10 protein-coding genes are annotated in these 13,700 nt (G+C 74.7%); 9 read left to right on the forward strand and 1 reads right to left on the reverse strand.

Features of this window, described 5'->3' with window-relative positions; genetic code table 11:
• Positions 1–411: 411 nt before the first annotated feature.
• The 9 genes from O7620_RS03150 to O7620_RS03190 all read left to right on the forward strand — a co-directional run bounded on the left by O7620_RS03150 (position 412) and on the right by O7620_RS03190 (position 10,713).
• Positions 412–861 (forward strand): SAV_6107 family HEPN domain-containing protein, encoded by a 450-nt coding sequence (locus O7620_RS03150; protein WP_278121804.1) that lies wholly within the window; start codon positions 412–414, stop codon positions 859–861.
• Positions 862–962: 101 nt separating this feature from the next.
• On the forward strand, positions 963–1,688 hold the full coding sequence (locus tag O7620_RS03155) for a hypothetical protein (protein ID WP_151492133.1): 726 nt from the start codon (positions 963–965) through the stop codon (positions 1,686–1,688).
• Positions 1,685–3,247: a DNA polymerase Y family protein gene (locus O7620_RS03160; RefSeq protein WP_278121805.1), complete on the forward strand. Its 1,563-nt coding sequence runs from the start codon at positions 1,685–1,687 to the stop codon at positions 3,245–3,247. Before O7620_RS03155 ends, O7620_RS03160 begins: the two co-directional genes overlap by 4 nt.
• A 69-nt stretch (positions 3,248–3,316) precedes the next feature.
• Positions 3,317–6,700 (forward strand): error-prone DNA polymerase, encoded by a 3,384-nt coding sequence (locus tag O7620_RS03165; protein WP_278121806.1) that lies wholly within the window; start codon positions 3,317–3,319, stop codon positions 6,698–6,700.
• An 87-nt stretch (positions 6,701–6,787) separates the two neighbouring features.
• Positions 6,788–6,973, forward strand: a complete 186-nt coding sequence (locus tag O7620_RS03170) for a hypothetical protein (RefSeq protein ID WP_278126837.1) — start codon at positions 6,788–6,790, stop codon at positions 6,971–6,973.
• Positions 6,970–7,740 carry a methyltransferase domain-containing protein gene (locus O7620_RS03175; protein ID WP_151493152.1) on the forward strand — a complete coding sequence of 257 codons (771 nt, stop codon included), beginning with the start codon at positions 6,970–6,972 and terminating at the stop codon, positions 7,738–7,740. The genes O7620_RS03170 and O7620_RS03175 overlap by 4 nt, the downstream gene beginning before the upstream one ends.
• Entirely contained in the window at positions 7,737–8,906 is a 1,170-nt protein-coding gene (locus O7620_RS03180; RefSeq protein WP_278121807.1) for a nucleotide pyrophosphatase/phosphodiesterase family protein, read from the forward strand. The genes O7620_RS03175 and O7620_RS03180 overlap by 4 nt, the downstream gene beginning before the upstream one ends.
• A gap of 29 nt (positions 8,907–8,935) precedes the next feature.
• The gene (locus O7620_RS03185) at positions 8,936–10,195 is read left to right on the forward strand and encodes a DNA polymerase IV (protein WP_151493150.1); all 1,260 of its coding nucleotides are present in this window, start codon (positions 8,936–8,938) and stop codon (positions 10,193–10,195) included.
• 116 nt (positions 10,196–10,311) lie between these two features.
• Complete coding sequence (locus O7620_RS03190; RefSeq protein WP_109819242.1) at positions 10,312–10,713, forward strand: DUF3040 domain-containing protein; 402 nt, start codon at positions 10,312–10,314, stop codon at positions 10,711–10,713.
• A 493-nt stretch (positions 10,714–11,206) separates the two neighbouring features.
• Here O7620_RS03190 and O7620_RS03195 read toward each other — a convergent pair whose 3' ends face one another.
• Entirely contained in the window at positions 11,207–13,687 is a 2,481-nt protein-coding gene (locus O7620_RS03195; protein WP_278121808.1) for a DUF3488 and transglutaminase-like domain-containing protein, read from the reverse strand.
• Positions 13,688–13,700: the final 13 nt, after the last annotated feature.

Here is a 13,700-nt window from a genome sequence, read left to right on the forward strand (position 1 = left end):
GCGCCCGGGTGGCGAGCCTCGGCGCGTCACACGTTGCATTTTCGTCGGAGGGGAGGTGTACTGTCAGCAGCAGTTAGAACGAGTGTTCGATTGCCTCGAACGCCCGTTCCAACCAGCCGGAGCGAGGTGTTTCGCGGCGCCAGCTCCGGGCGGTGCGGCTCCGCGGGCCGCACCTGGGTTTCCGGGCAGTCGCGAGCCCGGTCCCGACAGGCAGGAGCGTCGCCCGCCGCCCACGACCCCCGGGCGGCGGGCGACGAACCCGCCGGTACGCCGGCCGGGTGTGGTGTGGGGAAGCATCCACACCCGGCCGGCCACACCCGGTGTGTCTTCCTCCGCACCACCCGACTCGGCGTCTCATCGGCGGCACCACCGCGCCGAGGCGACGCCCGGCCACGTGGAGGAGACAGTCCCATGCCGACCAACCCGGCTCAGGCACCGACGGTGCCGGCGTACGTGCTGCCGCACCGCACCCCCGCCCAGCTGCTCACGTTGGCCCGGCGCGGGCTGGTCGAGGCCGGCCAGACGCGGCCCGACGGCCTGCGCTACGCGGCCGCCCACCTGGCGGCGCTGCGCGCGGCGGCCGCCCTGCTCGCCGCCCGGGCCCGGCCCGCACCGAGCCGCCGCAACCGGATCACCAGCGTCTGGGTCCTGCTCTGCGCCGTCGCCCCCGAGCTCGACGAGTGGGCCCGGTTCTTCGCCGCCGGGGCCAGCAAACGGGCCGCCGCCGAGGCCGGCATCCCCCGGGTGGTCAGCGCCCGGGAGGCCGACGACCTGCTCCGCGCCGCCGACCAGTTCGTCACGGTGGTGGAGACCGCGCTCGGCGTGGCCCACCAACCCACCCTGGACGGTCTCGCCGCATGATCCCGCCGTGATGCCGGCCGCCCGGCGGGGGGAGCCGGGCGGCCGGCGTCACAGCGTGCCGGTCCTGATCTGATCCACAGCAACGACGGGGGGTTGGTCCGATGGCGGGCCGCATGGTGGTCGGTTCCGCCGCACTGGCCGATCTGGTACGCCCGGCGAGCGCACCCGACCCGGTCGGCGGCCACCGGGTGCTGCCGGTGACGCCCGAGCTGACCGGTCTGCTGCCCAACCGGGGACTACGCCGGGGCAGCACCATCGCGGTCGCCGCCGGTCAACCTCGACGCAGCGGCGGCACCTCGCTGGTGCTGGCCCTGCTCGCCGAGGCGTCCCGGGCCGGCTCCTGGTGTGCCGTGGTGGGGGTGCCGACCTTCGGTGCGGGCGCGGCCGCCGAGTTGGGTATCGCCCTGGATCGGCTGGCCCTGGTGCCGAATCCCGGTCCCGAGTGGGCCACCGTGGTCGCCGCACTGATCGACGGGGTGGATGTCGTGGTCACCGCCGTACCGGCCGCGGTCACCGCCTCGGTCGCCACCCGGCTGGCCGCCCGGGCCCGGCAGCGCGGCAGCGTGCTCGTCCCGTACGGCCGGTGGGACGGCGCGGACGTGACGTTGCAGGTGGTCCGTGGGGTCTGGGAGGGGCTCGGGCAGGGCCGGGGGCGGTTGCGCCGCCGGGAGGTCACCGTCTCGGCCCGCGGGCGTGGGGCCGCCGCCCGACCCAAGGAGATCAAGGTCTGGCTCCCCGGCGACGAACTCACCCGGGTGATCCCCCGCACGGCGCGGTCGACCGTGGGCCGACCGGCCGTGCCGCTCGCCCTGGTCGGGCGGGGATGACCAGCTCTCCGGCACGGACCCTGCTGCTGTGGTGCCCGGACTGGCCGGTGCTCGCCGCCGAGATCGTCGACGGGGTGCCGGCCACCGGCCCGGTCGCCGTGCTGCACGCCAACCGGGTGGTCGCCTGCTCCGAGCAGGCCCGTGCCGAGGGGGTGCGTCGAGGTCTGCGCAAGCGGGAGGCGCAGGGCCGCTGCCCACAGTTGACCGTCGTGGAGCACGATCCCGGCCGTGACGCCCGGGCGTTCGAGCCGGTGGTCGCCGCGGTGGAGGAACTGGTCGCCGGTGTCGAGGTGGTCCGCCCGGGCGCCTGCGCGGTGGCCGCTCGCGGCCCGAGCCGCTACCTCGGCGGTGAGGAGGCGGTCGCCGAGCGGATCATCGAGCACGTCGCCCAGTCGTGTCTGGTGGAGAGTCAGGTCGGCATCGCCGACGGCGTGTTCGCCGCCGGGCTGGCCGCCCGCGCCGGTCGGGTGGTGGCGCCGGGCGGGACACCGGAGTTCCTGGCCGGGCTGCCGGTCGAGGCGCTCGGCCGCTCGGCGCTGGCCGACCTGCTGCGCCGGCTGGGGGTACGGACCCTCGGCGACTTCGCCGCGCTGCCCGCCGGCGACGTGCTGGCCCGGTTCGGGTTCGACGGCGCGCTGGCCCACCGGCTCGCCGCCGGGCGCGACCACCGCCCGCTCGCCGTCCGGCAGCCGCCGGCCGACCTGACGGTGACCGCCGAGCACGACGAGCCGATCGACCGGATCGACGCGGCGGCGTTCGCCGCCCGCGCGCTGGCCGAACAGCTGCACGAACGGCTGGCCGGGCACGGACTGGCCTGCACCCGACTCGGCATCGAGGCGATCACCGAGCACGGGCAGGAGCTGCACCGGGTGTGGCGGCACGACGGCCTGCTCACCGCCGCCGCCATCGCCGACCGGGTGCGCTGGCAGCTCGACGGTTGGCTCTCCGGCAGCAACGGGCGCGCCGGCGCCCGACCGGCCCGGCCGACGGCCGGCATCATCCGGCTGCGGCTGATCCCGGACGGGGTGATCGCCCAGGCCGGTCTGCAGGCCGGCCTCTGGGGGGAGACCGGCGAGGAGCGGGAACGGGCGCACCGGGCGTTGAGCCGGGTGCAGGGCATCCTCGGCCCGGAGGCGGTGGTCACCGCGGTGCTCGGCGGTGGGCGTTCCCCCGCCGATCAGGTACGACTCGTGCCGTGGGGCGACGAACGCCTCCCGACCCGCCCCGGCGCTCCGCCGTGGCCGGGTCGACTGCCGGCGCCCGCGCCGGCCATGGTGCTGCCCAGCCCGCTCGCGGCGACGGTGCACGACGCGGCCGGCGAGCCGGTGGTGATCAGCGCGCGGTTGGCGGTGAGCGCTCCGCCCGCCCGGCTGGTGGTCGGTACCGGCCAGCCGGCCCAGATCGTGGGTTGGGCCGGTCCCTGGCCGGTGGACGAGCGGTGGTGGGCGCCGGTCGAGGCCCGCCGCCGGGCCCGGTTCCAGGTCAGCCTCGCCGACGGCACCGCCCTGCTGGTCGCCGTCGAGGCCGGGCAGTGGCTGGTGGAGGCGATCTATGACTGAGTCGGGTCGACCCATGACCGGCGCTGGCTGGTTCGGTGCCGGAGTGGCCGGAGTGGCCGGGGCGGCCGGATGAGCTTTCACAACCCGAAGATGCCCTGGTCCGAGCTGGAAAGCGTGCTTTCCGGCCGGGCCGGCGACACCCGGGCAGGCGGCGGCCGGGGGAGCAGGGGCGAGCGGCACCTGCACGTGGTGGACCCGCTCGCCGTGGACGCCGACGGGGGAGACTCCCCGGCCTGGAGTCGCCGGCGCGAGCAGTACCAACCGCCGGAGCTGACCCGCCCCGACGGCGTGGTGCCCTACGCGGAGCTGCACGCGCACACCAACTTCAGCTTCCTCGACGGCGCCAGTCACCCCGAGGAACTGGCCGAGGAGGCGGCCCGGCTGGGGCTCACCGCGCTCGCCGTCACCGACCACGACGGTTTCTACGGGGTGGTCCGTTTCGCCGAGGCGGCCCGTACGCTCGGCCTGCCGACCATCTTCGGCGCGGAGCTGTCCCTCGGGCTGCCCGGCCCGCAGAACGGCGAACCCGACCCGCACGGCGCGCACCTGCTGGTGCTCGCGCACGGCCACGAGGGGTACGCCCGGCTGGCCACCACCATCGCCCGCGCCCAACTGCGCGGCGGGGAGAAGGGCCGTCCGGTCTACGGGGACCTGGAGGAGGTCGCCGCCGAGCTGCGTGACCACGTACTGGTGCTGACCGGGTGTCGCAAGGGGCACGTGCCGGGGGCGCTGCTCACCGAGGGGGTGGACGCGGCGGCCCGCGAGCTGGACCGGCTGACCGCGCTCTTCGGCGCGGAGACGGTGGCGGTGGAGCTGACCGACCACGGGCATCCCGTCGACGCCGACCGCAACGACGCGCTCGCCGACCTGGCCGCCGAGGCCGGGCTACCGACGGTGGCCAGCAACAACGTGCACTACGCCAGCCCTGGCCGGCGTCGGCTGGCCACCACGGTCGCCGCGGTCCGAGCCCGGCGCAGCCTGGACGAGATCGACGGGTGGTTGCCCGCGGCGGCCACCGCCCACCTGCGCAGCGGCGCGGAGATGGCGGCCCGGTTCGCCGCGTACCCGGGCGCGGTGGCCCGGGCCGCCGAGTTCGGCGCCGAGCTGGCCTTCGACCTGCAACTGGTCGCGCCGCAACTGCCGGCGTACCCGGTGCCGCCGGGGCACACCGAGATGAGCTGGCTGCGCAAGCTGACCGCCGACGGGGCGCGGGAGCGCTACGGGCCGCCGCAGGCGCACCCGAGCGCGTACGCGCAGCTCGACCACGAGCTGAACATGATCGAGGAGCTGGGTTTCCCCGGCTACTTCCTGGTGGTCTACGACATTGTCTCGTTCTGCCGTGAGCAGGACATCTACTGCCAGGGCCGGGGCTCGGCGGCCAACTCGGCGGTCTGCTACGCGCTGCGCATCACCAACGTGGACGCCGTCCGGCACCGGCTGCTCTTCGAGCGGTTCCTCGCCCCGGAGCGGGACGGCCCGCCGGACATCGACGTGGACATCGAGTCCGACCGGCGGGAGGAGGTGATCCAGCACGTCTACACCCGCTACGGCCGGGAGCACGCCGCCCAGGTCGCCAACGTCATCTCCTACCGGCCCCGGTCGGCGGTACGGGACGTGGCCAAGGCGTTCGGCTTCTCACCCGGGCAGCAGGACGCCTGGAGCAAGCAGATCGACAGGTGGGGTTCGGTCGCCACCGTCGACGTCGAGGGCATCCCGGAGCAGGTGGTGGAGTACGCCAACGAGCTGCAGACGTTCCCCCGGCACCTGGGCATCCACTCCGGCGGCATGGTGATCTGCGACCGGCCGGTGATCGAGGTCTGCCCGGTGGAGTGGGGGCGGATGCCCGGGCGCAGCGTCCTGCAGTGGGACAAGGACGACTGCGCCGCCGTCGGCCTGGTCAAGTTCGACCTGCTCGGCCTGGGCATGCTCTCCGCGCTGCACTACGGCTACGACATGATCGGAGAGAGCCTCGACCTGGGCGACATGACGCTGGACGACCCCGAGGTCTACGACATGCTCTGCCGGGCCGACTCGGTCGGGGTGTTCCAGGTGGAGAGTCGCGCCCAGATGGCCACCCTGCCCCGGCTCAAGCCCCGCGAGTTCTACGACCTGGTGGTCGAGGTGGCGCTGATCCGGCCCGGCCCGATCCAGGGCGGCTCGGTGCACCCGTTCATCCGGCGCAAGAACGGTCAGGAGCCGGTGACCTTCGCCCACCCGTTGATGCGCAACGCGCTGGAGAAGACCCTGGGTGTGCCGCTGTTCCAGGAGCAGTTGATGCAGCTCGCCATCGACCTGGCCGGTTTCGACGCGGCCGAGGCCGACCAGCTGCGCCGGGCGATGGGCGCGAAACGGTCGGTCGAGCGGATGAACCGCATCGCCGACCGGCTCTACGCCGGGATGGCCGAGCGGGGCATCACCGGTGAGCTGGCCGACGACGTCTATCGCAAGCTCACCGCGTTCGCCAGCTATGGCTTCCCGGAGAGCCACGCGATGAGCTTCGCCTACCTGGTGTACGCCAGTTCCTGGCTCAAGCGCTACCACCCGGCGCCGTTCCTGGCCGCGCTGCTCAACGCCCAGCCGATGGGCTTCTACTCGCCGCAGACCCTGGTCGACGACGCCCGCCGGCACGGGGTGGAGGTCCGCCGCCCGGACATCAACGCCAGCGCCGCGTTGGCGGTGCTGGAGTCCACCCCGGACACCCGGTGGGGCAGCGGGCCGGGGGAGCCGCCGCACGCCTGGGGGCTGGGCGGTCCGGTCGTCCGGTTGGGGCTGTCCAGCGTGCGTACCCTCGGGTCTGAGGTGGCCGAGCGGATCGAGGCCGAACGGGCGGCCGGCGGGCCGTACCGCGACATGCCGGATCTGGCCCGGCGGGTCGGTCTCACCGCCGCGCAGCTGGAGGCGCTGGCCACCGCGGACGCCTTCGCCTGTTTCGGGCTGACCCGGCGGGAGGCGCTGTGGGCCGCCGGCGCGGCGGCCCAGGACCGGCCGGGCCGGCTGCCCGGCACGGTCAGCGGAGCGGCCGCGCCCACGCTGCCCGGGATGGAGGCGGTGGACCGGCTGGTCGCCGACGTGTGGGCCACCGGGTTGTCGCCGGAGAGCCATCCGGCCCGGTTCATCCGGGGGCAGCTCGACGTGCTCGGCGCGGTGCCGATCGCCCGGCTCGGTCGGGTGGAGCCCGGGCAGCGGATCCGCGTCGGTGGCATCGTCACCCACCGGCAGCGGCCGGCCACCGCGGGCGGGGTCACCTTCCTCAACCTGGAGGACGAGACCGGGATGCTCAACGTCACCTGCTCGCCGGGGCTGTGGCAACGCTACCGGCGGGTGGCCCGCAGCAGCGCCGCCCTGGTGGTGCGGGGGCGGTTGCAGCGGCACGAGGGGGTGACCAACCTGGTCGCCGACCGGCTGGACGCCATCGAGCCGCCGGTCAGCCCCGCCTCCCGCGACTTCCGCTGAGCCAGTGATCCACATTACGGTTTTCGGCGCCTCCGAGCGGGAGACTCGTCCTGAACGGGCAGAGCGGCCCGTGATCCGTGAGGGGGAATGACAGTGCTGGGAAACCACACGTACACCGGCGGTGGAATCGCCAACGCCCGACGCACCCGGCTGGGTGCCGGCTGGATGCCGTCGCACCTCACCGACCCCCGCGAGTACGAGGTGACCAACGGTCCGGTGGCCAACGAGCGCCGGTCCCGGGCGGAGGACGCGGTCGAGGGCACCGAGTCCTGACCACTAGGCTCGACCGGGTGGAGCAGACCCGAGGCCGGTTCGCCGGGCCGCCGCTGACCGCCCGTACCGCCGTGATCTGGTCGGTGCTCCGCGCCGAACTGGACCGGCGCGGCGACACCGAGCTCACGGTGCTGGACGTGGGCGGCGGCACCGGCGGGTTCGCCGTCCCTCTGGCCCGTGCCGGGCACCGGGTCACCGTGGTCGACGCCAGCCCCGACGCCCTGGCGGCGCTCACCCGCCGGGCCGCCGAGGCCGGCGTGGCCGACCGGATCGCCGCCGTCCAGGGTGACGGCGACGCCCTCGCCGGGCTGGTCGAGCCGGCCGGCGTCGACCTGGTGCTCTGCCACGCCGTGCTGGAGGTCGTCGACGATCCGACGCCGGTGGTGACCGCGCTGGCCACGGCGCTGCGTCCCGGCGGCGCGGCCAGTGTGCTGGTGGCCGGCCGTGCCGCCGCCGTGCTGGGCCGCGCGATGAACGGTCACCTGGACGTCGCGACCGCCCTGGCCGCCGACCCCGCCGGCACCGCCGGGCCGCGCGACACCCTGCGCCGACGCTACGACGCCCCGGGCGCCGCCGCGCTGCTCGGCGCCGCCGGGCTCGTGGTCGAGGAGATCCACGGGGTACGCGTGCTGGCCGACCTGCTGCCGGCCGCGGTCGCCGACGGGCAGTCCGCGGCCCTGGTCGAGCTGGAACGCGTCCTCGCCGCCCAGCCGCCGTACCGGGACCTGGCCGCCCAGCTGCACCTGTTCGCCCGCCGGCCGGCATGACCGCGCCGCCGGGTGGTACGCCGCCGCTGGCGGTTCTCGGGCCCGAACACGGTGCGGGTCGTCTCGCCGACGTGCTGCCCAGCGCGCTCGCCGTGCTGGGCGTGCCCGGGTCGGTCGACCCGCTCGGGCTCGTCCCCGCGCTGGCCGGGGTGCGTCGGGTCGCCGTGCTGCTGGTCGACGGCCTCGGCTGGTACCAGGTGCCGACCGCCGCCCCGTACGCGCCGACGCTCGCCGGGCTCGCCGCGACGGTGGGCCGTCCGCTGATCGCCGGTTTCCCGTCCACCACCCCGACCAGCCTGGTGTCGCTGGGCACCGGCGTGGCACCGGGCGCGCACGGGGTGCTCGCCTTCACCGTGCGGGTGCCCGGCACGGACCGGGTGCTCACCCACACCGACTGGGCCGGAGAGCCGTCGCCGCTGAGCTGGCAGCCGGTGACCACCCAACTGGAGCGCGCCCGCGCCGCCGGCGTGACGACGACCGTGGTGAGCCGGCCGGAGTTCGGCGGCAGCGGGTTGACCCTGGCCGCCAACCGGGGCGGGGACTTCCGGGGCGCCGCCGGCGTGGACGCGGTCGCCGCCACCATGCTGGCGGCGCTGGCCGCCGGCGACGGGCCCACCCTGGTCTCCGGCTACCACGCCGACCTGGACCGGCACGGCCACGTCAGCGGCGTCGACTCGGCGTCCTGGCGGACCGCCGCGAGCGAGGTGGACACGCTGGTCGCCCGGCTGGTCGACGGGCTGCCGCCGGACGCGGCGCTGCTGGTGACCGCGGACCACGGTCAGCTCGACATTCCCGCCGCGCACCGCTTCGACCTGGACACCGACCCCCGGCTGCGTGACGGGGTCCGGGTGGTGGCCGGTGAGGCCCGGGTGCGCTACCTGCACGTCGCGCCGGGCGCGGCTGACGACGTGGTGGCCACCTGGTCGGCCGTGCTCGGCGACGCCGCGCGGGTACGTACCCGCGACGAGGTGGTGGCCACCGGCTGGTTCGGGCCGGTGCCCGAGGAGCACCTCGCTCGGATCGGCGACGTGGTCGTGATCTGCAACGACACGTACGCGGTCATGGCCAGCCGCACCGAGCGGCCGATGGCGTCGAAGCTGGTGGCGTACCACGGGTCGGACACTGCCGCCGAGCTGACCGTGCCGCTGCTCGTGGTCCGCGGCTGAACGTCGTACCCCCGGGTTAACCTGCCGGGATGGGCCGCAGCCAGTCGTTGCCCCGGGGCGGGGATCCGCGCTTCGGGCCGGACGCCGACGATTCGGCGAGCCCGATCCTGCACGTCGACATGGACGCCTTCTTCGCCGCCGTCGAGGTGCGCCGCCGACCCGAGCTGCGAGGTCGACCCGTCATCGTCGGCGGCGTCGGGCCGCGGGGTGTGGTCAGCTCGGCCAGCTACGAGGCCCGCCGCTACGGCGTTCGCAGCGCGATGCCGACCAGCCAGGCCCGGGCACGCTGCCCGCAGGCGGTCTACCTGCCACCGGATTTCACCGCCTACACGGCCGCGTCCCGGGCGGTGATGCAGATCTTCCGGGACGTCACCCCGCTGGTCGAGCCGCTCTCCCTGGACGAGGCGTTCCTCGACGTGACCGGCGCCCGCCGGCTCTTCGGCTCCCCGGCCACCATCGCCCGGCTGATCCGCCGGAGGGTCGTCGACGAGCAGGGGCTGACCTGCTCGGTCGGGGTGGCGCCGAGCAAGTTCGTGGCCAAGCTCGGCTCCACCCGCGCCAAACCGGACGGCCTGCTGGTGGTGCCCCCGGGTCAGGTCCTCGACTTTCTGCATCCGCTGCCGGTGGACGCGCTCTGGGGTGTGGGGGAGCGGGCCGCCGAGGCGCTGCGCCGGCTCGGCCTGGCCACCGTCGGTGATCTGGCCGAGGCCCCGCTGGGCATGCTCCGCCGGGCGGTCGGCGCGGCGTCGGCGGCCCACCTGCACGAGCTGGCCTGGGGCCGGGATCCGCGCCGGGTCAGCCCCGAGCAGATCGACAAGTCCATCGGCGCCGAGGTGACGTTCGACGTGGACGTGGCCGACCCGATGGAGATCCGCCGCGCCCTGCTCGCGCTCAGCGCGAAGGTCGGCGTGCGACTGCGGGGCTCCGGGCAGGTGGGGCGCACCGTCACGCTCAAGGTTCGGTTGGCCGACTTTCGCACCGTCAACCGCTCCCGCACCCTCGGCGTACCCACCGACACGGCCCGCGAGATGTTCGACACGGTGTGGGCGCTCTACACCACGTTGGACCCGGGCGAGCGGATCCGCCTCGTCGGTGTCCGGGTGGAGGGCCTCGCTCCCGCGCAGGGCGCACCCCGGCAGCTGACCCTCGGCGCGCCCGAGCGTGGTTGGCGGGAGGCGGAAGCTGCCGCGGACGCCGCTGCTGCCCGATTCGGGCGGTCCGTCATAGGTCCGGCCAGTCTGATGGGCGACCGTGATCCCCGTCGAAACGAAAATCCACCCCACCCGTAGGTCGTCCCGCTTTCCGACGCGCGACCCCCCTCGTAGACTTGCGGGTAAGCAGCCGGTTGGCTGCCACGGTCTGTCGGCCCGAGTGGGCCCGACCAACGTGACCGGGGAGGAGTGCCGTGCCGCTCTCGGAGCACGAGCAGCGGCTGTTCGAGCAGATCGAGCGGTCGCTTGCCGAGGACCCCAAATTCGCCTCGGCCGTGCGCGCCAGCGATCCGCGCTTCCATGCGCGGCGTCGCCTGCTCGTCGCTGCCGGCGTGATCATCGCTGGCTTGGCTCTACTGGTCTATGGCGCGGTGATCAAGACTCCACCGCTGGCGGTGGCGGGCTTCGTCGTCATGCTGGCCTCGGCCGCGTTCGCGGTGCAGTCGCACCGGCGGGCGCAGTCACCTGACCTGCACGTGGTGGGCGGCACGACGAGTCGTCGTCGTCCCCGCGGCGGCGGCCGATCCGGTCGCCGGCCGTCGATCCTGGACCGCATGGAGGACAGGTGGCGGCAGCGCCCGGAGGGGCACCGCTGAGCCCGTCCCGCCGCTGAGGCGGGCCGTACACCGCGACGAGCGGGTTGCCGGGCACAGCCCCGGCGACCACCGTCGCATCCACGCGCCCTCGTCCCGCTGACTCGTCCCGCTGAACAGACCCGGCACTGCCGGGAGTCGCCGCTGTGCGCTCCCGTGCCACCTCTTCGAGCCCCCTCAGCCAGCGATGCACCGCAGGCAGGCCGATGCGCCGGCGGCGGCCCGAGGTGCCGGCGGCGGCCCGAGGTGCCGGCGGCGGCCCGAGGTGCCGGCGGCGGCCCGAGGTGCCGGCGGCGGGCCAGCACCACGGCCCCATGATCACTTCATGATGAGCAGTCGTGTAAGGCCGCTCAGAACTACTCATCATTAAGTGATCGAGGTGCCGGCGGGTGCCGGTGGTGCCGGGGGGCGTCGGCGGTGGGCGGTGGGCATCCGACGGGCGGGGGCGGAGGCCGTCCGGCCGCCGCCCCCTTCGCCGCCCCGTCGCGGTCTTCGGTCAGCGGGCCGCTCGGTCGGCCAGCAGGCGACGCGGGTTCCAGCGCAGCAGGCGGTACCGGGCGCGCCCGGTCAGGGCCACCATCCGGCTGGAGTTGTCCGCGAGGGCGGTCCGCCAGCGCAGCAGCACCGACGGCGGGAGCAGCGCGGCGAGAACCCTGGTCCGGCGCTTCGCCCGAGCGGCGAGCGCATTGCGGACCGCGCGCAGCGCCGGCAGCAGACGTTCACCGGTCAGCGGATCCCGTGCGTAGCGGGCCCGCTCCTCGGCCCGGCCGAGCAGCCGCGCCGCGCCGACCGCGTCGACGTCGTCGGCGAGGGATTCCCGGACCAGCCGGTCCGCGGTGGCCCGTGGGGTCTCGGTCAGGTCCACCCGGACCTGGAAGTCCACCAGCGTGTCGAGCAGTTCCGCCCAGGCGGCGTGCGCGTCCGCGCGGGCCTGGGTGGCGTCCGCCCCGACCACCACCACCCGTGCCTCCGGCGCGCCGGCCTCCTCGCCGACGGCCGGGGTGGCCGCCGTGCCGCCCGCCGCTCGGCCGCTGCGCCGTCGACGCAGGGCCAGCCGGCGCAGCGCGGGCACCGCGAGCAGCACCAGCAGCGCCAGCAGACCCGCCGCCCACCACGGCCACACCGGTGGCTCTTCGGTCGGCGTCTGCCCGCCGAGGGAGAGGCCACTGTCGGTGTCCCGGTCGGCGTTGTCCGGGCCGGCCGGACCGGCCGTCGCGTCGGGACCGGCCGGGGTGTCCGTGGTGCCGGCGCCCGGGGTGGACGGTTCCGGCGCGTCCGTGTCCGGAGCCCACGCGGACCGGGTGGAGCCCGGCACCCCGTACGACGGGGTGGCGTCGAACGGCACCCAGCCGATGCCGTCGAAGTAGACCTCGGTCCACGCGTGCAGGTTGAGGTTGGTCAGCGTGTACGTGTCGCCGTCCCGCTTGCTGCCGTTGGTGAACCCGAACGCCACCCGGGCCGGGATGCCGGCCGTACGCACCAGCCAGGCCATCGCCGCCGCGTACTGCTGGCAGTAGCCGACCTTGTTGGTGAGGAAGTTGACGATGTCCTGACCGCTGCTGCCGCTCTGCGTGCTGAGTCGGTAGCTGAACCCGTTGTCGGCGGAGAAGTGCTGGTAGATCGCCAACACCCGGTCGTAGTCGGTGCGCTTGCCCTGGACCAGCCCCTTGACCAGTTCCTCCACCTCGGGCACCGTGCCCGGAGTGGCGGTCAACTGCCGGCGTACCGGGTGATCGGCCGGCAGTGACCGCGCGGCCCGCAGCACCGCCGGGGTGTACGTCGAGCGGATGTAGTCGAACGAGTACTTGCGGCCCCGGGAGCTCTCCCGGTTGGAGAAGACGACCTGCTGGTTGGGGTCGTAGAGCCAGTTGCCGCTCAGGTCGTCGGTACGGGTCGGCTCGGCGTACACCGGCATCAGGGACATGCTGAGGTTCTTGGTCACCTCGACGGTCGCCCGATACTCGGTCTGCTGCACCCCCGGGCCGGCTCGCTCGTTCGGATTGGGCAGGTCCCGGTTGACGGCGCGTCCGCTCGGGGTACGCGCCTGGAAGCCGTTCGGGCGCAGCTCGTCGGCGACCGCGTACCGCAGGTAGAACGGGTTGGGTTCGGTCGTGGTCACCTTGACCAGGTCGGCCACCTCGGACTGGTTGAGCTGACCGGCCAGCGAGGCGAACAGGTCGATCCGCCCCGATGCGCCACCCGAGCCCGAGCGCCCGTTGCCGGTGCCGTTGCCGGTCCCCTCGGTGAGCGTGTCGAGCAGCCCGCCGGCCATGCCCGGCACGGCCAGCGGCAGCGCCACGGCCAGTGCCACGCCGACCACCGCGAGCCGGCGGCCGGCGGATGCCAACGGGGACGCCTCCCACACGTCGACGTCCCGGCCGTCACCGGTGAACCGGCGGCCGAACCGGCGGACCCGGCCGACGTTGTCGGTCACCAGCAGCCACAGGTAGCCGGCGGCGCCCACCACGAACGGGACCGCGGGGACACTGTCCACGTAGACGGCGACCGGCACCGAGTAGATGGCGAGCATCGGCAGCCCCGCCAGCGCGGGCCGGTGCAGCCCCACCGTCAGCACGTCGACCAGCACGGCCACCCCGCCGACACCGAGCACGGTGATGAACAGCAGCGGATCGGTGTCCGGGACTTCGACCCCGTAGGAGCGCATGTCCTGCATGGAGCCGCTGAGCAGGTCGGCGAAGTGGCCGATGGTGCCCGGGGTGGGCAGGAAGGTGAGCAGCTCCGAGCCGCTGGGGAACAGCCAGGTCAGGGCGAGCAGCAGGGCGGCCAGCATGCCCAGCACCTGACCCCACAGCGGCGCCCGGACGAGCCGGGTCAGCGCCGCCACCCCGGCCACCACGGCGACCGCGATCGCCGACTGGATCAGCCACGTCCAGGTCTGGAAGATGGCCGACAGCGGCGCGGCGGCGAGCAGCGTGGCGGCGGCCGCCACCGCGCCGATGTTCCGACTGGCGATCATGAGGGGGACCTTC

Source organism: Micromonospora sp. WMMD710, assembly GCF_029626045.1.
GTDB lineage: Bacteria > Actinomycetota > Actinomycetes > Mycobacteriales > Micromonosporaceae > Micromonospora.

Coding starts and splice junctions, on each gene's coding strand:
- O7620_RS03150 (WP_278121804.1), top strand. CDS start 412: ATGCCGACCAACCCGGCTCAGGCACCGACGGTGCCGGCGTACGTGCTG.
- O7620_RS03155 (WP_151492133.1), top strand. CDS start 963: ATGGCGGGCCGCATGGTGGTCGGTTCCGCCGCACTGGCCGATCTGGTA.
- O7620_RS03160 (WP_278121805.1), top strand. CDS start 1,685: ATGACCAGCTCTCCGGCACGGACCCTGCTGCTGTGGTGCCCGGACTGG.
- O7620_RS03165 (WP_278121806.1), top strand. CDS start 3,317: ATGAGCTTTCACAACCCGAAGATGCCCTGGTCCGAGCTGGAAAGCGTG.
- O7620_RS03170 (WP_278126837.1), top strand. CDS start 6,788: ATGACAGTGCTGGGAAACCACACGTACACCGGCGGTGGAATCGCCAAC.
- O7620_RS03180 (WP_278121807.1), top strand. CDS start 7,737: ATGACCGCGCCGCCGGGTGGTACGCCGCCGCTGGCGGTTCTCGGGCCC.
- O7620_RS03185 (WP_151493150.1), top strand. CDS start 8,936: ATGGGCCGCAGCCAGTCGTTGCCCCGGGGCGGGGATCCGCGCTTCGGG.
- O7620_RS03195 (WP_278121808.1), bottom strand. CDS start 13,687: ATGATCGCCAGTCGGAACATCGGCGCGGTGGCGGCCGCCGCCACGCTG.